Here is a 22,983-nt window from a genome sequence, read left to right as displayed (position 1 = left end):
TTTTATTGATTATTGTTTTCTCTCTTATCACCTGTCATACAAGAGACATCCGCGCTATTACGCCACTATTCTGACTCTCTATACCTAAGGCAGGAACGCTCTACGCTCTGCAGATCGGGAATGACGGCCTCTTCACCTAAAAGTGCCACGTGCATTAGCTCCCCTGGGCTCAGGGTTTGCTCCCGTAGCACTAGTTCTTCCTGGGTCACCCTTACTAAACGCGGTGTCCCCTGCAATATAAGAGCAAAATAGGGCAGGTCTCCATCGGGGTTTCCGCTACTCAGCACCGCGATACGAGCATTATCTGAGGTTCCGCCCAGTGCTTCGCCACGCATCACATCAAAAGACAACAGCGGCAGGCGTTGCTCACGCCAAATGAGGTCCCCCAGATACCACTCAGGCACATCGTATGCCGCCATAGGTACCTGCATAGCGATCACCTCGGAAAGGCTTTCTACAGGAACCAACATCTGGCCCTGTTGTAGCGGCAACAGCAGGCTGCTCACCTCCTGGGGAACATCTAGCGGCAGCGCTTCAACTTCACTCATTGCCTACCTCTTGCATGCAATATTTCATTTCTTGGTATTCGCTCAACTGCCAACGGCCGAAGTGCCGGCATATTCTCGAATAGCCTCCAGCAATACGTCTTCCTGGTAGGGCTTACCCAGGTAGTGATTGACTCCGAGAGACATAGCGTGATCACGGTGCTTACTACCGGTACGGGAAGTAATCATCACGATGGGGATATCTCGCAAGCGACTACTGGAGCGAATATGCCGCGCCACTTCGAAGCCATCCATACGGGGCATCTCGATATCCAGAAGTATCAGATCTGGAACCTTATCCTGCAGCTGAATCACGGCATCCTGACCATCTTTGGCGGTACTGACCAGATACCCCTCGCGCTCCAGGAAGCGTGTGGTTACCTTGCGTACCGTTACGGAATCGTCTACCACCATTACAGTCTGCTGGCGTTCTTCCCGCTCGGGCTGCTCTTCTACCTGTAACTGCAGCTGTGGGATATCCGGGCGTGCTAACTGGGTTGCCTGACGCCGCAGCAGGGCATGGGCATCGAGAATCACCACCACACTGCCATCACCAGTTACCGTTGCCCCAGAAACTCCTTGTACCCCAGAAAACTGTGGACCAAGACTCTTCACAACAATCTCGCGGCTGCCGCGGATAGCATCCACTTGCAGGGCCATAGCGTGACCCTCGGAGCGCACTAACAATACCGGTAACTGCATATCATCAACACTGAGCTTCGGTTGGGCACCAGACTTCAGCAGGGTGCCAAAGTAGTTCACCTCATACAGCTCGCCTGCATATTCAAAGCGGGCATCGCTAGAGCGGTAGTAATGCTCCAGCTCAAAGGGGCTCAGGCGTACGATACCTTCAATAGTGTTGAGCGGCAGAGCAAACAGGTCTTCGCCAATCTTCACCATCAGTGCGCGGTTGACCGATACGGTAAACGGCAGGCGCACTACAAATTCCGTGCCGGCACCCGCCTCGGAATTGATATGCACGCTGCCACCGATCTGTTTGAGTTCGGCGGAAACCACGTCCATACCGACCCCACGGCCGGAAATTTGGGTAACTTTTTCCGCAGTGGTAAAACCTGCCTGAAGAATAAACTGCAATATCTCGCTATTGGAGAGCTCCGCATCCGGGCGCATCAGGCCATTTTCCACAGCCTTCTCCCGCACGCGGATCAGGTTCACCCCTGCTCCATCGTCGCGAATGGTCAGCACCACCTCACTGCCTTCTCGAGCCAGAGCCACATCGATGCGACCGCGTTCGGCCTTGCCTGCCGCGCGGCGTGCATCAGGCATTTCAATGCCGTGGTCTACCGCGTTGCGCAGCATATGCTCCAGAGGTGCCACCATACGTTCCAGCATGGACCTGTCCAGTTCCCCCTCGACGTTGGAGAACACCAGCTCCACCTGTTTTCCGAGCTCCGCACTCACCTGGCGCACAATACGACGCAGCCTGGGCACCAAGCGTGAGAAAGGTACCATGCGACTGCGCATCAACCCCTCTTGCAACTCGGTATTAACACGGGATTGCTGCAGCAACAGTGTCTCGGTATCGCGGGCTTTGTTATCCAGGGTGGAGCGCAGCTCCATCAAGTCAGAAGTGGACTCAAGCAGGGAGCGGGACAGCTGCTGAATAGATGAGTAGCGGTCCATCTCTAGCGGGTCAAAATCACCATCCTGCTCAGCCAGCTGCTCCTGGCGGAACAAGATTTGTGCCTCGGTCTCACGATCCAGACGACGCAGCTGCTCATTGAGACGCAACAGGGTTGAATCCATCTCATCGAGGGCCAGACCAAACTCGCTCATCTGCTCTTCGAGACGGCCTCGGGAGATTGCGGTTTCACCAGCGAGGTTCACCAGCTCTTCCAAAAGCTCAGCGGCAACCCGAACCATTTCCTGTGGTTGGTTCCTGGTGGGAGCCGCCACCTCATTTTCCACACCCTCGGGCTTGCGGATAAATGGCAGAACATTGCCGGCATCAGAAGATTGTACTGGCTGCGGCAATGACCCAGAGGGCTCTAGTCCCTGCTCAGGTTCAGGACGTTCCTCGCTTTCTGTGGACAGTGGCTCCTGTTTATCGACAATGATGGACTCATCAGCAACAGTCACAAGCTCAGCATCAACACTTGGAGGTACTTCCTCCGTGATAGCTTGAGTGACAGGATCAGACACATTGCCAAGCGGGTTTTGAATGTCAGCCCAATCGGTAGTGATCAGTTGAACAAAGGCCTCCAACTGCTCACCTGCCATCCAGGCGCGAACGGTTTCTACTCCCTCGGCAATACGGTCATGTGTGAAATGCGCCTCGCTAAAGAATTGTGCGGAGGGTTTCACAATATCGCGCATGCCCTCAATCGCTGTTTCAAAGCGGTGAGCAACTTCACCAAGCCCCATAAGGCCGGCCATGCGGGCACCGCCCTTGAAGGTATGCAGAACCCGTTTGAGCGCCTCAGCCTGCTCACCACTCTCTGGTGTGTCTTCCCAAGCCTGAATCAGCTCTTCCAGCTCGTCGGTAAGATCGCCAGCCTCCTCCATAAAGACATCGACCACATCGGGATCAATATCCGCCAACAGGCGCTGTTGTTCGGCAATACTCAGCCCAGCTTGTGACTCTGATACCACTTCCACAGTAGGCGCTTGGCGAACAGGCTCCACAGCCTCAATAGCAGGCTCTACTGCATTCTGTTCAGGTTCAGCTGTCTTGTCAGCGCAGATGTCTGTAGTCTCGGCCACCTCGAACAGTGCGTCATAGAGGTCATCCAAGACTGGCTCGGGTGAGACGTCCACGGATTCCACAGCGCTCTTGTCTACCATCTCCACCATTGGAGCATCGACAGTTTCAACTTCCGTTGATTGCGCGGACTCTAACTCTACCTCAGGCAAAGTCGCAGAAACGGACTCAGCGGTGGGGGCAAAAATCGGCTCCAGTACGGAGGCTTGCACCTCGTCGACGGAAACTGAGTGCTCTTCAATATTTTCAGTTTCTAGATCAGAAACCTCTGCAGCCACTCCAGCTTCAGGGTCGAGAGTTTGTGCCTCGATACCCAGTTCGCTCAGGTCGTAGTCATCCTCTGATACATCTTCGCTCACTTCGCCTTCGGCCAGATAGCGCAGAGCTTCCTCTACCGCCTCACTAACCTCAGGTAAGTCCTGGGCAGCGGCGACAGCATCCACTAAATCGAGTAACTCGTTGTGCCCCTGTTCAAGGGAAGCCCACAAGGCGGGTTCTTCCTCTAGCTGATCGGCCAATACTTTGCGATAAACCTCCAGCAGTAACTGTGCCAGCTCTGCCAGGGTCGGTAGCTGAGCGCGGCTGGCGGCCTCCTGCAGGGTATTGAGCTCTTCGGCAACTTCACTCACCTGAGATTTATCGGCAGGGTTTGCACGCCACTGATTGAGCATCTGATCCGCATCCAGCAGGACACGCATACCGTCTGCCATCAACACTTCAAGAAGTTGAGGATCTACTGCTCTGGGCTCATTCGCTTCGCGCTCGCGGATCAGGTGACCTACGGAACGTTCCTGCAACTCGGCAACACGGGCAAGGAATTGCTCGGCCCTCTCAACCTCAATGGGCTCTGCAGCGCGGATCTGTGCCAAAACCTGACGTACGTAATTTGCGCCATCGCCAATCAGCTCGAAGATATCCGCATCGATGGGCACCTGGTAAATACGCAGCTCTTTGGCGAAGCGCTCCAGAGGCGCCATCATTTCGGCCACCACCTTGACCTCTGCCATATGCGCAGAGCCCTTCAGGGTATGCAGGGCTCGGTGCAGGGGGTCGCTGGGTACACCGTAAACCGGAGCCGCAGCACGCATGTCTGCAAGGTAGTCATCAACGACACCCAGATGAGTATCGGCTTCTTGGGCAAAGATCTCCCACAACTGTGCCCGCTCGTCGCTGCATTCTTCTTCCTCAACGATTGCAGTAGCTGCGGTATTGGCATCTTCGACCAGCAGTTCCGAGGGGATATGCCCCTGGCTGAGCTGCTCCGCCCAGGCTTGTAACTGCAGGGTAAGGGATTTGTCCGGATCGCTCTTGCGGAGGCGGAATGCCTCGATCATCGATGGCAGCTTCTGATATACCCGCTCAATTAACAGCACATGGGCGCGCTCAGGCTTTATGCTGTCATCGATTACCCGATTAAGCATATTTTCCACGGACCAGGCCAACTCACCGATATCCAGCGCCTCGACCATACGGCCAGAGCCTTTCAGGGTATGGAAGCCACGGCGGAACTCCACCAGGGCGTCTGAGTTGGCAAAATTAGCGGCCCATTCCGGAAAATAATTGCCGATATGCGCGAGTACTTCGCTGGCTTCTTCGAGGAAAATTTCGATGATCTCATCATCGATCAAGCTCTCGCTATCATCGACTAACTCTTGCGATTCGCTCTCAACAGGCTCTGAGGTTGACCCAGTTTCTGCAAGCGGCTCCACTTCGTTAGGTGACGACTCATCTTCGCTGTCTGCTGCCATTGCTACAGAAATTTCTTCTTCTGCAGCTACCGCCGGGGCCTCGGAAAGAGTCTCAGGCTCGACAGTACTTTCAACTGTTGAGAACCAGTTGTCTTCATGCTCATTAGCTTCTTCCGCAGCAGGGACTTCCACTTGCTGCAGATCCAGTGCTTTCTCCACTGGCTGTTCAACATAAGGGACGGATTCGATCTCAAGCTCAGCCGGTGCAGAGACAACATTGAGAAGTTGCTCTTCACGATTATCTTTGTCGGTGTCTGCGCTATCGAAAAACTCCGGTGAAAATAGCTTAAGTCCAGCATTATCCTCTTCAATCACCGCGCTTTCGTGGACGGACTCAGTCTCCTCCGCAGATACCTCAGCATCAGTAAAGGTAATGCCGAGGTTCGCGACACTGTCTTCCGCCAGAGCCAGCAACATCTCAGTATCATCCAGGCCTTCAACTCGGCGTTCCAGATAGTATTCGACACTCGTGATCGCGTCGGCCAGGGTGTCGAGCATTCGCCATTCCGGCTGCTCTGCCCGGTCGATCAGTGCATCGCTGATAAAGCGATTACAAGCGGCAATAATTTTGCTCGCACGCTGGTAGCCCACCATTTCAAGGCCACCACATACCTCTTGCAGGCGCTGGGGTACGCGGCTTAGATAGCTGATATCCCAGTGGCTGGCCACATACTCCATGACCGCCTCTTTAACCGCCTCCAGGCCCAGGCGCGCTTCGCGCAGCACCGAATCTGTAGCATCACCCATAATCGGCTGTTCATTATCACCGCGCTTATTGCGGTCGACAGCAGCCGATAGGGCTGAGTCAAGCTGCACCAGCTCACCTGCGGCGCGCATCAGGTACTCTTCGACATCAGTGCCGCGCGAGGCATCGCGTAGATACTCATAAATGCCGCGGGCACGACCTCTTGGCGCTTCGAGACCCAAAACGCCGAGGGTATCTGCAATCCGCTTGGCGATAGCAGCAGTCTCACTGAGGGGAGGAAGTTCGGAGGCTGCGCCACTGGGTTCCAGCGCCTCACGCACCAGCTGCAACTCTTCACGCAGTGCAGTTATTGCGGTACCCAATGCTTCAGGCCCCATGGCCAAGACATCTTCTGTATCCGGACGAGGCGTGCCCGGCACTGCCCTATCCAGGGCAAAGCGTTGGTACAGTTCCTGGCAACGGCTACCATTTGGACCGGCCAGATAAACGTAGAAGAGTAGGTTACTCAGGAAGTCTGCATCCAGCTCGGCATCCAGTACTCTGGCACCGCGACCCTGCAGCAGGCGGAACTCTACATCGACTCGGCGCAGCAGATGGCGCAATGCTGGTTGCACATTGATACGGTGCTCCGCCAGGGCTTCCAGGATACCCAGTAATACTTCCCACAGAGACTGCCGCCGGCTACCGCTGTAGAGCAGCTGCAACTTCTCGACAATTTTCACCAGGTAAGAGAGGCTCTCACCACTGTTTACATCGCGGATTAGCCCCGCTGCGGCAACGTGATACATCTTGCGCAACTTGCCCACCAGCTCCTGCAGGCGCACATTGTCTGCAGTCAAAGGCTGGCGCTTTCCGTTGATGCGATTCGATGAAGTGAGGTCCGGGGAAAAGAGTGCGCCCTCGGTAATCAGGCGCTCGCGGCGCACCGCGCGCAAATCATTGAGGAGGGGCAGCAACAGCACCGCATTATCACGGCGCTGAAAAGAAACCTTCTCTAAATAGAGAGGTAATTCCAGCAGGGCGCGCATCGTAAATTCGCGCGTCTCATCGGTATTTTCAACGGTGCCACCGGCCAGTGACTGAAGCAATTGCTCCATTTCCTCAGCCAGCATCGCCGCACCATTGAGTTGCGCCATATGCAGGCTACCGTGTACCTGGTGCACCAGGGACAAGCTGTTCTGCAGCAGGGTCTCACCGGCTTGCGGATCCGTTGCGAAAGTCTCGAGGAACTGGCGTGCCTGTGCCAGAGTCTCGTTAATTTCGCCTATCAGCCAGTCCAGGGCCATGAAGTTCGGATTGTCGTGACTCACGCCAAGTCCCCAATAATTCATTCTCTATGCAGGCGCTCTACCCGAAGCGATCCAGGGTTCGCAATCTTGCGGAAATTGCTCCGTGCGCCCTCTCCGCCCGGCAGCCAACGAAGGCGCCGGGCTTTATTTTGTGGGTTAGGCCAGAGCCCGGTCTTCACGGGACTCCAAGGAGTTGCTTTCCTCACTGTCGAGCGTGAAAGTTTCCGCATCCATCTCCGGCAACTCCACGTCGTACATTTCACTATTGGTTTCCACGCTCTCCTCTTGCGGCAGTTTGAAGCCGGCAACAGATTCACGCAGGGCACTGGCGGTCTGCGCCAGATTACCAATAGACTGAGCAGTAGCCTGTGTACCGGCAGAAGTCTGCGAAGTAATCTCCTGAATCACGTTCATGGTGTTGGAGATGTGGCCAGCAGAGGAAGCCTGCTGGCGGGCGGCGTTGGAGATGTTTTGAATCAAAGAGGCCAAGTTGCTGGATACATTCTCGATCTCTTCCAGCGCAACACCGGCGTCCTGTGCCAAACGTGCACCACGTACCACCTCTGTGGTGGTCTGCTCCATGGAGATTACCGCCTCGTTGGTGTCAGACTGAATCGCTTTTACCAGGCCTTCAATCTGTTTGGTTGCCGCGGCAGAGCGTTCCGCCAGTCGCTGAACCTCGTCCGCAACCACGGCAAAGCCTCGACCGGCGTCACCCGCCATGCTCGCCTGAATGGCAGCATTCAGTGCGAGGATGTTGGTCTGGTCGGCAATGTCATTAATCAGACTTACGATATCGCCGATCTCCTGGGAAGATTCACCCAGGCGCTTGATCCGCTTGGAGGTGTCCTGAATCTGCTCCCGGATATTATCCATGCCCTTGATGGTGTTCTGTACCACTTTGGAACCATTGCTTGCGATCTGTACCGAGCGCTCGGCAACCTGAGCAGATTCGGAGGCGTTAGCAGATACCTGGTCAATGGTGACCGCCATTTCGTTCACCGCGGCAGAGGCCCCGGCAATCTCCTGAGCCTGATGCTCGGAAGCCTCGGCAAGGTGCAGGGCTGTCTGCTGGGTTTCCTGAGAAAGCCCAGATACTTCCTGTGCGGTGCCGTTAATTCGAGATACCAGCACACGCAACTGGTCGATGGTGAAGTTGATAGAGTCTGCAATCGCACCAGTAAAGGCCTCGGTTACCGTTGCGGAGGTGGTCAAGTCACCATCGGCGAGGTCAGCAAGCTCATCCAGCAGCTGCATAATCGCCTGCTGGTTGCGCTCATTGGTCTCGGCTTCTTCCATCAGGCTGCGGCGGGTACCGGAGAAGGCCATTCCCATCATGGCAAAAATTAACAGCACGAAGGCTGCAGCCAAAATGGTAATAGTCATATTGTTTGGCTGACGTTCATCGGCCAGATTCACAATACGGTCGTTCAGAGTACTGAGAGCCTCAAGCAGCTGTGGCGAGGATGCAATAATGCCGTTGGTTGCCTGACGTGATGCAAACAGTGCCGGGGTTGCTTCGAAGATCTCGCGAACAGACGAGCTTACAAATTCAAACAGTTCGGTAATTTCATCGAGCGAGCGGCGCGCTTCCTCATCGGTAATGCGGGAAATTCCCATCACTACATCACCGCTCTTCATGCCATCTACCACTTTACCGAACAAGCTAGCATCGGTATTAAACTGGTCGGCTGCGCCTTCGGCATCGTCATCACCCTGCAGCATCTTGTCGATGTTTCGACCGATTCGCTCAGCCCGCCATACCTGTAACTGAGCCTGTTCAACCTGATTAGCGGGGGCATTATTAGCTAGCAGAATTTCCACAATATTGTTGTGCTCAGCCTGCAATTCCGGCAGGGAGTCACTCAAAGTGGTGGCAACATCGTTCAGGAAGATAATCGTTTCTTTGTTACCGGTAATCGTTTCCACCTGCTCGCGCAACTTACGCCAAACGGTACCGTAAGTCGCTAGCTCAGCGTCCAGCGCCCTGCGGCTGCCTTTATCCATTCCCTGCAGCTGATTCCAGGCGTTAGCCATCTGCCCGGAAACTTTTTCCAGCTCGGCAAACGCTTCGTCGTCTCCGGAAGTGGCCGCCGGTGCATAGGAGACCAGCTGATAGGAAAGTGCTCGAAGTTCAGCAACTTGCTGTAGGTACTCTTTATCGCGATCACTGCGGGTCTGCACCAAATAGATACTGACAATCAGCCCCGCCAGTACGGCGAGTACCAGCAGACCCAAACCCAGCGCAGCAGGGTTACTGCGAAACGCGGAAAAGGAGCTCTGGGAGCCTGTTTTCATAGTTTACTCCTAGCGGGCCCAAGCATTAGGCCGGTTTAATACCACTGAATATTTAACGCTTTAATGACAATGGCCCTCAGCCAGTGCGAATATCCCTGCACCGCTTTAGGGTCCCCCCAACATCTCAAAAGCTGCGAGATGCCGAAAATTCAATCGGACCTTAACGAGTGGCAGCATCCATGAAATGAGGGTCTTTGAGCAGAGCCCGCATGTCGAACACCAGCCACCGGTCCTTTTGTAAAATAAACTGGCCATGCACCATCGGCGCAAATGGCTCAATTAAATCTGTTGGTGCTTCACGGGCATATTCAAATGCCAAATGCTGCATTCCGTGCAACCTGTCGACAATCAACCCCACGTAGGTTTTTTCCCGCTCCAACACCAGAACCCTGCGCTGTTGGCGCTGGCCCGAGAGGTGGCCGCCGTAAAAGGCTGCGAGATCAATCAGGGGTAACAGGCGGCCGCGAACATTAGAAACACCTTTTACCCAGGGCTGAACGCCGGGAATAAAAGTGTGCTGCGGCACTTCGAGCAATTCCACAACATCATCCATTGAGGCGACGAAGTTGTGGCCGAGTAAAGAGAAACCGATTCCGGTCCAATAGGGTTTGATTTCTCGGCGGCCGGGCAGGCCGGTGGCCTGCGCTTTAGCTCGCCGAGCGATATCAACAAGTGCTAGATAGGGGGTTTGTGACTGCACGCTGAGCAGCTGGCCGTCAGGCCAACACCTCCCCAATTGCACTCAACAATTTGCCCTCATCAACGGGCTTGGTGAGATAAGCTTTTGCGCCCTGGCGCATACCCCAAACCCGGTCGGTATCCTGATCTTTGGTAGTCACCATAATGATCGGTATCCCCGCGGTATTGCCATCCTTACTCAGCTGGCGTGTGGCCTGGAATCCATTTAACCCAGGCATCACAATATCCATCAAAATCAGATCTGGTCGCTGACTGCGTGCAACATCCACACCATTTTCACCATTGGGCGCGGTAATTACCGAATGGCCATGCTTTTCAAGTATTGTGGTCAGCTTGTGTGTTTCGGTAGGAGAGTCATCAACTATTAATACTCTTGCCATCATTTCCCCCATGACTTCTTCGAATTGGCAACTGCTCAATAAATGACAGTGCTTGGCGATTTGTTGTATTTATTTTGATGGCATGTGCCAAGTCTGCACTTACTGCCAATGCACTGCCAGACTACAGAACCTTCCACCACAGGCAGATGTGGTGAACGGTATGTCTGTTAATTCATCCCCCCCCAAAGAGCGAAGGGGTTGGCCCAAAAAATCAGACCCTTTTTGTTAGTGATTACTTAGGCTGCGTGGTGCGGCTTTGCGTGAGCGGAAATTGCTCCCAGCAGCTCGCTTTTACTAAATGGCTTTGTCAGATATTGATCACAACCAACAACGCGGCCTTTCGCTTTGTCGAACAAACCATCTTTGCTCGACAACATCACTACTGGAGTGGAGCGGAATTCACTGTTGTTTTTAATCAGCGCACAAGTCTGATAGCCATCCAGGCGCGGCATCATGATATCGACAAAAATAACATCGGGACGGGAGTCCGCGATTTTCGCCAACGCATCAAAACCATCTGTAGCAGTGACGACCGTGCAACCTGCTTTTTGTAGCAGAGTCTCGGCAGTGCGGCGAATTGTCTTACTGTCGTCAATCACCATTACAGTCAGACTTTCCCAGTTAAGCTCCATAGTCTTTATTGAATCCCCTGTTTACTTATTTTCGGGCACGCGAAAATTTTTTATCTGCACCCTTTTTTGAGCCGCTTGCGGGGCCTGGGTGTCTCTCTTTGCCAAGATCGCACACTGGGTGGAACTTTTATCACAGAACCCCAGGTGAATCTAGCCGCGCTGAAGCACCGCAGACCTTATGGTGCAAATAATCACCACTTTTTATTGCCAATCCAGACAACTTATCTAATTAAGTTGCACCTAGACGAAGCTGCTCTTACCTTATCCACCCTACAAGTTGGCAGTGGCAACATTTCAATCAGCCACAACCACCGCGGCGCGGGATCAAAAATCCCTTCAACTACGGAAGCTAAGATGAATTACTCCCTCGGTGTGGTGATGGACCCCATCGCCCAGATCAATTTTAAGAAAGATACGACACTCGCACTGTTACAGGCCGCACAAGACAGCGGTTTCCAGCTGTTTTATTTTGAGCAAAGCGACCTGTATCTGGACAATGGCCGCGCCATTGGTAAGGGCAGACCACTGAGGGTATTTGACGATGCCGAGCGTTGGTTTAGCCTGGAAGAAGCCAGGGAGATGCCCCTTGGAGAACTCGATACCATTTTAATGCGTATCGACCCCCCCTTCGATAATGAGTACATTTACTCCACTTACATCCTTGAAGCGGCTGAACGCGAAGGTGCATTAGTCGTTAACAAACCGCAGTCTCTGCGGGACTGTAATGAAAAAATTTTTGCAACGACTTTTCCCCAGTGCTGCCCGCCTGTATTGGTCAGCAAGGATATGCAGCGCCTGAGGGAGTTTCATAAAACCCATCGGGATGTCATTTTCAAACCCCTCGATGGCATGGGTGGCGCAGGTATTTTTCACTGCAAACCGGACGGCGCTAATTTAGGCGCCATTCTGGAGATGCTCACCCAACACGGCCGCCAACAAATCATGGCGCAGCGTTATATTCCCGAAATTAAAGATGGCGATAAGCGCATTCTGGTTGTCGATGGTGTAGCCGTACCCTACTGCCTAGCCAGAATTCCCGAGGCGGGTGAAACTCGCGGCAATTTAGCCGCCGGTGGCCGTGGTGAAGCGCGGCCACTGACTGACCGAGATCGATGGATCGTCGAACAAGTCGCCCCCACCCTGAAGGAAAAAGGGCTGTTATTCGTCGGTCTGGATGTTATCGGTGATTACCTCACGGAAATTAATGTCACCAGCCCAACCTGTGTGCGTGAGATTGATACGGCCTACGACACTTATATCGGTGCGCGACTAATGAGCGCCATCACACACCGTCTGGCACAAAAGCGCTAAACTGCGCCTTCAACTTGAATGACTCCCACCAGTGAACGGGCCGGATGGGAATGCCGAGCGTAACGCTCGGCAAGATATAAGCAGTAACTGATAATAGATAATGAATTCCACCGCCAACACGACGCCAAATTATGCAGTTCAGCGCGAGCGTTTTGCGTTCTCGCTGTTTCTCGCTGGCGCCATTCACGCGCTTTTGATTTTTGGTGTGGCTTTTGCCGAGCCTGAAGGGCGGCAAGCCGCACCAACCCTGGAAGTTACTCTGTCGCAATATAACTCGCCACAAGCACCGGAAGATGCCGACTACCTGGCCCAACACAACCAGCAGGCCAGCGGCACGGCAGATACCCCAAAGGAGCTGTCCAGCAATCGTCGCGCCGAATTTGCCGATACGCAAATTCACGATGTAAATCCTCTACCACAGCAGCAAGCCGCACGGCCTGCTGACCAGCGCCGCCAGTTGATCACCACCATCGGCGATAGCCCTCTGCAGGCCCCGGAACTACCCGCCGAAGACAAGTTTTCCGAAGAGAAACGCGGCGATGCCCCAAATGATCTAGCCAGGACAAATCCAAAGATTGCCAGCCTGCAAGCACGCCTGGATAAAATTCGCCAAACTATTGCCCAACGCCCGCGAGTGCGACGCCTGACCTCAGTGGCAACCAAGGCCTCTGCAGATGCCGCTTATCTGCACGAATGGCGCCAGAAGGTGGAAGCAATAGGTAGCGACAACTTCCCCGCGGAAGCCCTGCAGCAGAAAATCACTGGCAGCCTGCGCATGATGGTGCGCTTGCTGCCCACAGGCGCGGTGGAGGAAGTCATGATTCTGGACTCTTCGGGAGAGCGAATCCTCGACGATGCCGCCCAACAGATTGTACGCCTGGCAGCCCCCTTTGCGCCTTTCCCAGCGGAGATTCGCAAGGAGGCTGACCGCCTCGAAATTATCCGCACCTGGCGCTTCGATTTAACTGGCTTCTCCACTACCGCAGGTGAGCTGCCCGAGCGCGGCTAAACTTGCCTTGCACGCAAGCGACCTAGAATCCAACTATGCCCAATTCGAACATTGACAGCGACCTAACCCATGGCAGCTTGCGCGGCCAATTCCTACTGGCCATGCCCGGCATGGAGGACCCGCGCTTCAAGCACAGCATCGCTCTAATTGTTGAGCACAGCCAAGAGGGGGCTATGGGCATAGTGATCAACGCCCCCAGCAAAGTGCACTGGCGAGAGGTTTTCGAGCAGCTGTCGCTGAAGGACTCCAGCCAACGTGGCGATGAAACTGTCCTGCTGGGCGGGCCTATTTCTCCCGAGCAGGGCTTTGTCCTGCACGGTGCCGGTGTACATTTCGACTCGACGAGCGAAATCAATATGGAAATCAGTCTTACCGCTTCCAGGGATATTCTCGAGTCACTGGCCTCAGGTCATGGCCCCGACGATGTGCTGCTAGCTCTGGGCTACGCCGGCTGGGGGCCAGGACAATTGGAGCAGGAACTGGCAGAAAACGCCTGGCTGACTCTACCGGCAGAACCCGAAATCCTGTTTGCCACCCCAGTGCAAAAACGTTGGCAAAGTGCTGCCGCTCGACACGGTATCGACCTCTCAGGGCTCGGCTCACAGGCCGGACACGCCTAGCCCTTCCCGGTTATCATTCGGCCCAAGATTGATCCCTCTAATACCGGATGTTCCCTCTGATGAGTAAACCCATTACCGCCCTCGCCTTCGATTTTGGCACCCGTTCCATTGGCCTCGCCTTTGGCCAGAGCCTGACCGGAAGTGCCAAAGAGCTGCCACCACTACCGGCAAAGGATGGCAAACCCGACTGGGACAAGGTCCAGCGACTAATCGACGAGTGGAAGCCACATTATTTGCTTGTGGGTTTACCACTGAATATGGATGGCAGTGAGAGTGAATTTGGTGCTCGTGCGCGTAAATTTGGCCAGCGCCTGCACGGGCGCACCGGGCTACCGGTAGAAATGATTGATGAGCGCCTCAGTACCCGCGCAGCCAAAGAAGAGGCTGCCGAGCGCGGCCACCGCGGTAGCTATGCCGATAATCCAGTGGATTCCATTGCCGCGCGTATCATTCTCGAGGACTGGCTGCGCACACGCGCCTGATATCCGCTCCCAGAATCTGTGCAAGCTGAGCCATAGCTGCCGGCGCTCTGATAGAATTACCCGCCCACACAAATGAGTGATCGAGCCCAATGCCCATTTCCCGTATCCGCATCGCTACGCGCGAGAGCGCCCTGGCCCTATGGCAAGCCAATTATGTTAAGGATCGCCTGCTGCAGGAGCACCCTCAGCTGGAGGTAGAGTTGCTGCCAATGACCAGTCGTGGCGATCAGGTGCTGGATATCCCCCTAACCAAGGTGGGCGGCAAAGGGCTCTTTGTCAAAGAGCTGGAAGTGGCCATGCTGGAGGGACGCGCGGAGATCGCCGTACATTCTATGAAGGATGTGCCGATGGAATTTCCCGAAGGCCTCTACCTGCCAGTTATTTGCGAGCGCGAGGACCCGCGTGATGCCTTCGTCAGCAACCGCTTTGCCAATTTGGAGGAACTGCCACAAGGCGCGATTGTGGGCACTTCGAGCCTGCGCCGCCAGTGCCAACTTCTGGCGCAGCGCCCCGATCTGGAGGTCAAGTTCCTACGCGGTAACGTAAACACTCGCCTAGCCAAACTGGATGCGGGAGAGTACGACGCCATTATTCTCGCTGCCGCCGGGCTGCTGCGCCTGGAGATGCGCGAACGCATCCGCAGCTTTCTCCCCGCCACTGTATTGCTACCCGCCGGCGGCCAGGGCGCTGTCGGTATCGAAGCCCGCAAAGACAGCGAGCTGGAAGCCCTACTGCAACCACTGCACTGCCATGAAACCGCCGCGCGACTCAGTGCAGAACGCGCACTGGTTAAGCGCCTGAACGGCGGCTGTCAGGTTCCCATCGGCTGTTATGCCGAGCTGGAAGGCGACGCTCTGTGGCTACGCGGCCTGGTCGGCAGTCCCGATGGCACCAGCATGATCCGCGCCGAAATCCGTGGTGCAGCCATTGATGGCGAAGCTCTGGGCGTTCAACTCGCTGAACAGTTGCTGGAGCAGGGTGCCGACAAAATTCTCGACGCGATTTAAGCCCAGGACAGATCCATATGGCCAAGCGCCTGCAAGGCAAACGCGTACTGACCACGCGCCCCGCCCATCAAGCCGACACCTGGGGTACGCTATTGCGCGCTACGGGCGCGGAAGTTGACACTATCCCTATGTTGGCTATTGAGCCCCTCATTGATGAGGCGGCTCAGCAGGCCATTAAAAAACGGATTCTCGATTTCGACCAAGTGGATTTTGCTATTTTCGTCTCCCAGAATGCGGTGCGCTACGCCGTCGACTGGCTGGAGGATTACTGGCCACAATTACCCCAGGGGCCACGCTACCTCGCTATTGGCGCGGCCACGGCTAAAGCATTACTGATGCGTGGTATAACCTGCGAGCACAGCGGCGAACACATGACTTCCGAGGACTTGCTCGCCCTACCCACCCTACAAGAGGTTTCAGGACTTCGGGTACTGATCTTCCGCGGCACTGGCGGACGCACTCTTATTGGCGACACCTTGCGCGCACGGGGTGGGCGTGTGGATTACTGTGAACTCTACCGTAGGTCCCTACCTGCAGGTGCCCCAGCGGATTTGGCGGGGTATTCTTTCACCCCGGATGCCATCACGGTCCACAGTGGCGAGACTCTCGCGAACCTACACAGCTGCATTGAGCGTGCAAATTGCGCACACCTCCTCCAGGCTGCCCTTATCTGTCCCAGCGCGCGCGTCGCGGAGCAAGCCCGTGCTCTGGGTTTTATCTATACCAGCAGTGCTCAGAATGCCGGAGACAGCGCTATGCTAGAGGCACTGCTCAGGGCGCTAAACTGAATTGCTCTCGAATTTGCTGCCCTATTGGGTTAAAAATCTCAAAACGACGCCACCGGCGCTATTATGGTCGGTGCCACTCGCTATAATTCGACGACAATTACCAGCTGCGCCCCAAGCCCATGACCAACGAAAAACCCAAGGACAATCCTTCCACCCCGGCTAACGAACTCACTTCCGATGCACTGGACAAGGGGGGGAGCAAGAGCAATTTTGCCAAAGCAGCAGAAGGCAAAACTGATAAGGCCGCTAAAAATGTGATGCCTAAAAAGGGCGGTGGGCATTGGTGGTGGCTGGTCTTTATTCTGCTGCTTATCGCTTTGATCGCTTTTGCCTGGTACAGCTGGCCCCAACTGCGCAACCGCATCGCACAGCTGGACTTTTTCCCTGCCAAACAAACTGTGTCCACACAGAAAGCCGAATCAAAAGGTGAAGTCACATCGCCAAATATTTCTACCGGGCCTGATACTTCCAGCCAAGCCCGCGAAGGGATAACTTCTACTGCACCCGCTGCACAATCTACTGCCGAACCTCCTTCCATAGAACCCCAGCAGGCAGAAGCGCCGAGCGTCTCCCCACAGAACCAGCAGCTTGATCAACTTCAACAGACAGATACTGAGTTGCGCAATCAAATACAATCGCAAACGCGCACTATTTTGCAGCTACAGCAACAGCTAGCGGCTCTTCAGCGCAGCCTCACCGCCCAGGGCAACCGGCTCAGTGAGCTCGGTAATGTGAGCCGGGAGGACTGGCAGCTGGCCGAGGCCGACTACCTGTTGCGAATGGCCAATCAACGGCTGATGCTTGAAGATAATAGCCGCGCCGCTCTGGGCCTTGTTGAAAAGGTCGACACCATTTTGCGCCAAGTAAATCTTCCCGATCTCTACGGAGTGCGCCAACAGTTGGCACGGGATATCACCGCTTTGAAACTCGTGGAAAATATCGATCGAGAAGGCCTCTATTTACGCTTGCGCGCCCTGGAAGAGCAGTTGATCCGCGCCTCTATACAGCCGCAATTCGATATGACCCAAACTCCAAGGGAGGTGGCAAAAGCAGAGCCCACGCAGGATAACCAATCTGCATGGGAGAGCAGCTGGAAAAATTTTACCAACTTCCTACGCGACTCTGTTCGCCCCATCGATGGCGATATCAACCCGGTAATGCTCTCCCCTCAAAGCGAGGCACGCTTTCGCCAAACCCTGCGTCTAAATATGGAGCAGGCACAACTGGCTCTATTGCGCGGCGATAGCACCATTTACAAGGACGCTCTTGATAGCGCCCGCGAGCTGCTTCTGACTTATGGCACAGCCAATTCCCAGCGCAACACACTCGCGCAACAACTGGCAGAACTCAGCAAACAGCCCATTCAGGCGCAAATGCCAGACCTGAATGCCTCACAGGTGGCTCTCTACAATTACATTGAGCGGCTGCACAAAACGTCAGGGTATGGCACCGGCACCACCGAGGAGGTCAGCCAGTGAGAAAGGTCCTTTTTGCTGCTGTCGCCCTATTACTTCTCGGCGCCTTACTGCCGCAGATAAATCAGAATTACCCCGGGTATTTGGTAATCGGCTTCGGTGGCGAACTCAACAAAGGCTATGAGATGAATCTCTGGTTCGCCATAGTCGCGCTAGTTGCCCTTTTGCTCGCCCTGTTTCTTCTCACCTGGATAAGCCGCAGTCTCTTTCGCGCTGTGCGCGGCAGCGTCGATCGCCTGCGCTTTGGTCGCCAGCGGGTCGCCCGCAGACGTCTCACTAGTGGCCTGGTGGAGTTTATGGAGGGCAACTGGTCACGTGCCCGACGACAACTTTTAAAAAGTGCGCCGCGCTCCGAGGCGCCACTGATTAATTACCTGGCTGCCGCGCGCAGCGCTCATGAGCTTGGATTTCGCGAAGAAGCCAATGAGTTGCTGGCAAAAGCCGAAGCCTGTGGCGATGACACTGGCTTGGCAGTGGCTTTGAGCCAGGCCCGTATGCAGCTACAGGATAAACACTACGAACAGTGTATCGCCAGCCTCAAGCGAGCCAAGCAATTAGAACCTAAGCACCCGGCTCTGCTACAGATGCTCAAGCAGGCCTATTACGCTTTGGGGGACTGGAGCAACCTGAGAGAACTTCTCCCTGAATTAGAAAAACACGCCAATATGTCCGAAGAAGACCGACAAAAACTAGAGCGGGAAGTCTACGAACATCAACTCATCGAAGCCGCAAACCGAAATGACAGAGAGAAACTACATGACATCTGGCACGGCCTGAATGGCCGCTGGCAACGCAACGTAGAGCTTCGCAGTCTCTTTGCCCGTCTGCTGCACCAAAGCGGTGATGACAGTGCCGCGGAAAAACACCTGCGTTGGCTACTAAACCGAGAGTGGGCTCCCAAGCTGGCCGATCTATACGGCCGCCTTGCCGGTGCCGACGCAGCGGCTCAGCTCTCTGCTGCAGAGGGCTGGCTCAAGGAATATGGTGAGAGTGCCGACCTGCTCACCTGTCTCGGGCGCCTGAGCTTACGCAACGAGCTGTGGGGAAAGGCACAACAGTATTTTGAGAAGAGCCTGTTGTTACGTCAGGACCCCGCAACCTCTGCAGAACTGGCACGGCTATTTAAAGCACTCGGCGAGAAGGACAAAGCCTCGCGCTTGTTTGAGGAAGGGCTGATGCAAGCTGTTCCAAACTTACCTCCTGTATCCATGCCCAGTCAGGACAAACCCCTGCTCGGGGTACACGCCTAACCGTTTCTCCAAGGGTCCAGATAATCTGGGCCCTTTTCCTGTTATACTATTTGCCCCATAGTAGTAAGCCTCCGCATCCTTTTTGAGGCTTGCTCCATGACACCGTCACAGCAATATCTCTCATCCTTCGCTATTTTATTTTCCATTCTCTTATCACAGGTGACGCTGGCTGCTGACAACCCAATCCAGCCACAAGATAAGCTGCTGAGTGACTACGAGTACCCCTATCCGGTTAAGACTCTAGAGCTATCCAAATTAAGCCAGCCTGTGGCCATGGCCTATATGGATATTTCTGCGAACAAGCTTGTACCCTCTAAGGGAACAGTACTGCTTCTGCACGGTAAAAATTTTTCCGGCGCCTACTGGAAAGATAGTATCGCCGCGCTCACAGAACAGGGCTACCGTGTTATTGCTCCAGACCAAATTGGCTTCGGAAAGTCCAGTAAGCCATTGATGCAATACAACCTGCACGGTATGGCTACAGATACCAAATTTCTGCTCGACAAACTCAAAGTGGATCAGGTTTCTGTCGTTGGTCACTCCATGGGAGGCATGCTGGCTACACGCTTTTCTTTAATGTACCCGGGGATGGTGAGAAAGCTCGCCTTGGTAAACCCAATCGGCTTGGAGGACTGGAAGCGCGTCGTACCATACGAACCCCTGGAACAAGCCATCCTTAGGGAGCAGGCACAAACACCCGAAGGGATTAAGAGCTATATGTCCAGGGCCTATTTTGATGGGAAATGGAGAAAGTCCTACGATTCCCTGCTCGATATTCAGGCCGGCTGGTCACTGGGCCCTGATTCTAAGCATATAGCCAAGATTGATGCCCTCACTTCAGAAATGGTTTTCACACAGCCGGTTATCTATGAATTCGCAGATCTCACTGTGCCTACCTTACTGATTATCGGTACCCGGGATCGCACCGCGATTGGCCGCGCCCGCGCTGCCGAACCCATTAAAAAGACTCTGGGGCGTTATGACCTATTGGGTAAAAAAGCGGCTGCCATTATTCCAGATGCGAAGTTAACCGAACTTGATGGGGTCGGGCACATACCGCAGTTCGAGGCCTTCAATGATTATTTCGAACCCCTGAGCCAGTTCCTTAATGAGGAGTTTCAGCAGGATTCCGATTGAAAAATTCCTTTCAACCTAAATCAGCCCCACATGACTGAAATAGCCTCAATGGAAAAATAAAAGCTTTCCAGACAGCAATAAAATTCTCTAGCTTGGGGATTTTCACTAAATCTATACCGTAAAGCAGCGAAGCTTCTGTTTACCTTTACACCAGAAAAAAAGAAAAATTTATAAAACAGCGCCACTTAAAGGGAGATCTAACTTGGATCAGGAACAGAAGGCATCCGTAAAAAAGCTATTTGACCAAGCTGAATAAGAAAAAAATTGCCCGAAGCTATTAGATATTTGCGAACATACCAGCAAAAAGAAGCATCGCTAGGAAAGTAATTATTCCCTGCAGAATCGCAATAATTATTGCTTTCAAAAATCCAGTACCCAATACCAACATATAGGCAATAGCCGCCAGTGGAATAGTCAAGAGAACCCCGGCGCTGTCACTCACACCGGGCAACATGCCGCCCACTATTCTCTGTACAATTAATGCCAACAATAAAGCAAAAAGACAGTGGAAAACTCCTGTATTTCTCGCCCCCATCATGGCAGCAGCCATTTTTAATGGCAGGACTAAGACTGCCACCATAATGATTACAAAAAGAATCAATTCCATTTATCACCCCTCCCTCATATTGTAATTATTTGCCCTAATCCCCAGGACCATCATGATGTAATTTGTTTATCGACCACTAAAAGCCAGACAAGAATGTCATCAAATGTTAAATATATTGGTCGACTGCATAATTAACATGCAATATAGCATCGAAGTATAGAAGAGATTACATCATACTACCTAAGTCACATTTGGTTGAATTAGACGCACAAAAAAAGCTGGCAGAAGAATCATTACCAGCTTTATTGCAAGAAAGAGTGATATACAGAATTGATTGATTTGACAGTTTACTTACGTACTAGGCGCATACTCGAAGGCTTTAGAGTTCCATTTTCCATATAGCTCTCTGTACGGATAATCCCTTCACTCTCTAACCACTCAAAGCCCAAACTATGTTGGTGATTGGCTTCTAAATCCAAAAGATTGGTAGCATCTTTGAAAGAAAATAACAGCTGTCTTCTTTCACCACTTGAACGAAGCTGCAAACGGGGCTGATTTCCTTGAGGGCAATAGTGGGTTGCCAATAAATTGCCATTATCCATATGATAGATAGTGAGCGAATGAGATTTACCCTTATACAGCCAATTCTCTACCAAAACAGAGGCTCCGGCAGTCTGGGAAAATTTAATATAAAAATCCCCCCCAGTATCGCCTTCCTTTTTCCAGTCTCCACTAAGTGATTTTATTCGTTCGAAAGCTTCCTTACTCTTCAGGTTAGTCTCTCCTGAATTCACCATAAGTGGAAAACAACACAGGGCGACTGAAAGAATTTTAATTATATCCTCTTTGGCTCTAATCATAATTGGTACTCCTTTTCCTATAGTGAGAGAGCTCAACCCAATGATACCCATTGGAACTTCCTCAATCACCGAAAAAACCTATTAATGGATTTTCAGAAATTTCAGATACAACCTTAATCACTTTATCTTATTTATGATTATTATATTTGCACTAAGCGTCTGGCAATATGCCTCATCGCCTCGGCTGACTTACTATCCATACCACGGTTCATTAGTATAATAAAGCCATCCTTACGGTCTGGGTCAAAATACATAGCAGTAAAAACCCCCAGATCTGACCCCATATGCCCCACAAACCCATCGCGATCTCTCCAAAAAAAGCGTTGCGAATCAGAAACCGATTTGGGCAACTGCAAACGAAACATTTCTTCATACATGGCATCAGACAAGAGTTTCGCCCCTGATTTATCCCGGTTATGAAGGACTGCCAGTAGGAAATCACTAAGGTCTGCAATACTTACGCGAACACCACCATCCGGATACTGTGGATTACCATTGTGAGGATATGGATGAAATTTTTTATATTCGAAAGGTGGCTTAATTAACCTTCCCACAAAATAATTTATTTTGCTCGATTCATCATCAGTACACAGGCCGACAAATGGTACACATTGCTCTACTTTATAAGGCACAGCTATAGAATTCAGATCCATTCCATTAAGTTTCCAGCTTGCACTTTCCATTTCCAAACGGTGAAAAAGGGTATCCTTGCTATAGTCAGCGAGGGTTTGGCCTATTGCAGACTCCACTAGAAGCCCCGCCAAACCTGCAGATAAGTTGCTGTATTGCCGTCTTTTCCCTGGCATAGATTTCAGATAATAGTCTCCATTATTGTACAGACTACCTTCCTTAGTAAGGAGAGCACGGAGATGTTGCTCAAGACTAATTTCTGGGTCGCGGTTTTCAGAATAAGTGGCATAGTCATAGTAATCCGCAATACCTGCAGTGTGACTTGCCAGATTTCTTAAAGTAATTTTTTCACCTCTTGTATGTGGATTATCCACCTTAAATGGTAAATAGGTATTGATATCCCGATCGAGTTCCAAATTTCCATTATCGACCAATTGCAATAGCGTTACGCCCATAATAGGTTTGCTAATTGATGCGATATTAAAGGGAGTATTCTGGGTAACTGCCTCACCAGATTCCACATCCGCCATTCCGTAGACTTGCTGAAAAACAAGCTTACCGTCTTTTACTCTTGAGACGGCCATACCAGGAATAGCCGCCTCTGTCATAATTGCGGGCAGAAATTCTTCAATATTGGTAATCTCGGCGCTTCTCTCCTGCTGGCTTGGCAATATAGCCCAAAATCCGAAAACGCCAACAATCATTAAGCTGACAGCATAAAGTACTCTCATTTAAATATTCCCCACAATTAATCAAAGACGGCCATAAAGCTGCTACCGAGATTTGACGTTATCAGCTTTATCTATAGATGCGGGAATATGGAAAATGGTTAAATGCTAAGAAATTAG

18 protein-coding genes are annotated in these 22,983 nt (G+C 52.8%); 9 read left to right on the top strand and 9 right to left on the bottom strand.

Annotated elements, in window-relative coordinates:
* Positions 1–65 precede the first annotated feature (65 nt).
* From ACJJJA_RS02320 to pilG, 6 genes are all read right to left on the bottom strand, one after another.
* A complete protein-coding gene (locus ACJJJA_RS02320) occupies positions 66–548 on the bottom strand; it encodes a chemotaxis protein CheW (RefSeq protein WP_444903645.1) in 483 nt (160 codons plus the stop codon).
* Between the two features lie 42 nt (positions 549–590).
* The gene (locus tag ACJJJA_RS02315; protein ID WP_444905278.1) at positions 591–7,007 is read right to left on the bottom strand and encodes a hybrid sensor histidine kinase/response regulator; all 6,417 of its coding nucleotides are present in this window, start codon (positions 7,005–7,007) and stop codon (positions 591–593) included.
* A 159-nt stretch (positions 7,008–7,166) separates the two neighbouring features.
* Positions 7,167–9,308 carry a methyl-accepting chemotaxis protein gene (locus ACJJJA_RS02310; RefSeq protein WP_252084184.1) on the bottom strand — a complete coding sequence of 714 codons (2,142 nt, stop codon included), beginning with the start codon at positions 9,306–9,308 and terminating at the stop codon, positions 7,167–7,169.
* 160 nt (positions 9,309–9,468) lie between these two features.
* Entirely contained in the window at positions 9,469–10,008 is a 540-nt protein-coding gene (locus ACJJJA_RS02305; protein ID WP_444883443.1) for a chemotaxis protein CheW, read from the bottom strand.
* 16 nt (positions 10,009–10,024) lie between these two features.
* Positions 10,025–10,387 (bottom strand): twitching motility response regulator PilH, encoded by a 363-nt coding sequence (pilH, locus tag ACJJJA_RS02300; RefSeq protein WP_252084182.1) that lies wholly within the window; start codon positions 10,385–10,387, stop codon positions 10,025–10,027.
* Positions 10,388–10,623: 236 nt separating this feature from the next.
* Entirely contained in the window at positions 10,624–11,019 is a 396-nt protein-coding gene (gene pilG, locus ACJJJA_RS02295) for a twitching motility response regulator PilG (RefSeq protein ID WP_020413651.1), read from the bottom strand.
* Positions 11,020–11,373: 354 nt separating this feature from the next.
* Here pilG and gshB point away from each other — a divergent pair, with 354 nt between their 5' ends.
* The 9 genes from gshB to ACJJJA_RS02250 all read left to right on the top strand — a co-directional run bounded on the left by gshB (position 11,374) and on the right by ACJJJA_RS02250 (position 20,098).
* The gene (gshB, locus tag ACJJJA_RS02290; RefSeq protein ID WP_444905277.1) at positions 11,374–12,330 is read left to right on the top strand and encodes a glutathione synthase; all 957 of its coding nucleotides are present in this window, start codon (positions 11,374–11,376) and stop codon (positions 12,328–12,330) included.
* A 100-nt stretch (positions 12,331–12,430) separates the two neighbouring features.
* Complete coding sequence (locus ACJJJA_RS02285) at positions 12,431–13,339, top strand: energy transducer TonB (RefSeq protein ID WP_444887787.1); 909 nt, start codon at positions 12,431–12,433, stop codon at positions 13,337–13,339.
* A 35-nt stretch (positions 13,340–13,374) separates the two neighbouring features.
* Positions 13,375–13,959, top strand: a complete 585-nt coding sequence (locus ACJJJA_RS02280) for a YqgE/AlgH family protein (protein WP_252084180.1) — start codon at positions 13,375–13,377, stop codon at positions 13,957–13,959.
* Positions 13,960–14,018: 59 nt separating this feature from the next.
* Positions 14,019–14,441, top strand: a complete 423-nt coding sequence (gene ruvX, locus ACJJJA_RS02275) for a Holliday junction resolvase RuvX (protein ID WP_444887786.1) — start codon at positions 14,019–14,021, stop codon at positions 14,439–14,441.
* A gap of 89 nt (positions 14,442–14,530) precedes the next feature.
* Positions 14,531–15,448, top strand: a complete 918-nt coding sequence (hemC, locus tag ACJJJA_RS02270; RefSeq protein WP_444887785.1) for a hydroxymethylbilane synthase — start codon at positions 14,531–14,533, stop codon at positions 15,446–15,448.
* A 17-nt stretch (positions 15,449–15,465) separates the two neighbouring features.
* Positions 15,466–16,236, top strand: a complete 771-nt coding sequence (locus tag ACJJJA_RS02265) for a uroporphyrinogen-III synthase (RefSeq protein ID WP_444887784.1) — start codon at positions 15,466–15,468, stop codon at positions 16,234–16,236.
* A 119-nt stretch (positions 16,237–16,355) separates the two neighbouring features.
* Entirely contained in the window at positions 16,356–17,714 is a 1,359-nt protein-coding gene (locus ACJJJA_RS02260) for a uroporphyrinogen-III C-methyltransferase (RefSeq protein WP_444903644.1), read from the top strand.
* Positions 17,711–18,961 (top strand): heme biosynthesis HemY N-terminal domain-containing protein, encoded by a 1,251-nt coding sequence (locus ACJJJA_RS02255; RefSeq protein WP_252084175.1) that lies wholly within the window; start codon positions 17,711–17,713, stop codon positions 18,959–18,961. The genes ACJJJA_RS02260 and ACJJJA_RS02255 overlap by 4 nt, the downstream gene beginning before the upstream one ends.
* Before the next feature lie 96 nt (positions 18,962–19,057).
* Positions 19,058–20,098 carry an alpha/beta fold hydrolase gene (locus ACJJJA_RS02250; protein WP_444903643.1) on the top strand — a complete coding sequence of 347 codons (1,041 nt, stop codon included), beginning with the start codon at positions 19,058–19,060 and terminating at the stop codon, positions 20,096–20,098.
* Positions 20,099–20,375: 277 nt separating this feature from the next.
* Here ACJJJA_RS02250 and ACJJJA_RS02245 read toward each other — a convergent pair whose 3' ends face one another.
* The 3 genes from ACJJJA_RS02245 to ACJJJA_RS02235 all read right to left on the bottom strand — a co-directional run bounded on the left by ACJJJA_RS02245 (position 20,376) and on the right by ACJJJA_RS02235 (position 22,866).
* Positions 20,376–20,705, bottom strand: coding sequence for a hypothetical protein (locus ACJJJA_RS02245; RefSeq protein WP_252084173.1), 330 nt, complete (start codon positions 20,703–20,705; stop codon positions 20,376–20,378).
* 287 nt (positions 20,706–20,992) lie between these two features.
* Positions 20,993–21,505 carry a hypothetical protein gene (locus tag ACJJJA_RS02240; RefSeq protein ID WP_444903642.1) on the bottom strand — a complete coding sequence of 171 codons (513 nt, stop codon included), beginning with the start codon at positions 21,503–21,505 and terminating at the stop codon, positions 20,993–20,995.
* A gap of 140 nt (positions 21,506–21,645) precedes the next feature.
* Complete coding sequence (locus ACJJJA_RS02235) at positions 21,646–22,866, bottom strand: serine hydrolase domain-containing protein (protein ID WP_444903641.1); 1,221 nt, start codon at positions 22,864–22,866, stop codon at positions 21,646–21,648.
* Positions 22,867–22,983: the final 117 nt, after the last annotated feature.

The sequence above is a fragment of the Microbulbifer mixtoriginis (SeqCode) genome, assembly GCF_052466865.1.
Note: the sequence above shows the minus strand (reverse complement) of the source record. Positions and strands in the feature narration are given on the sequence as shown.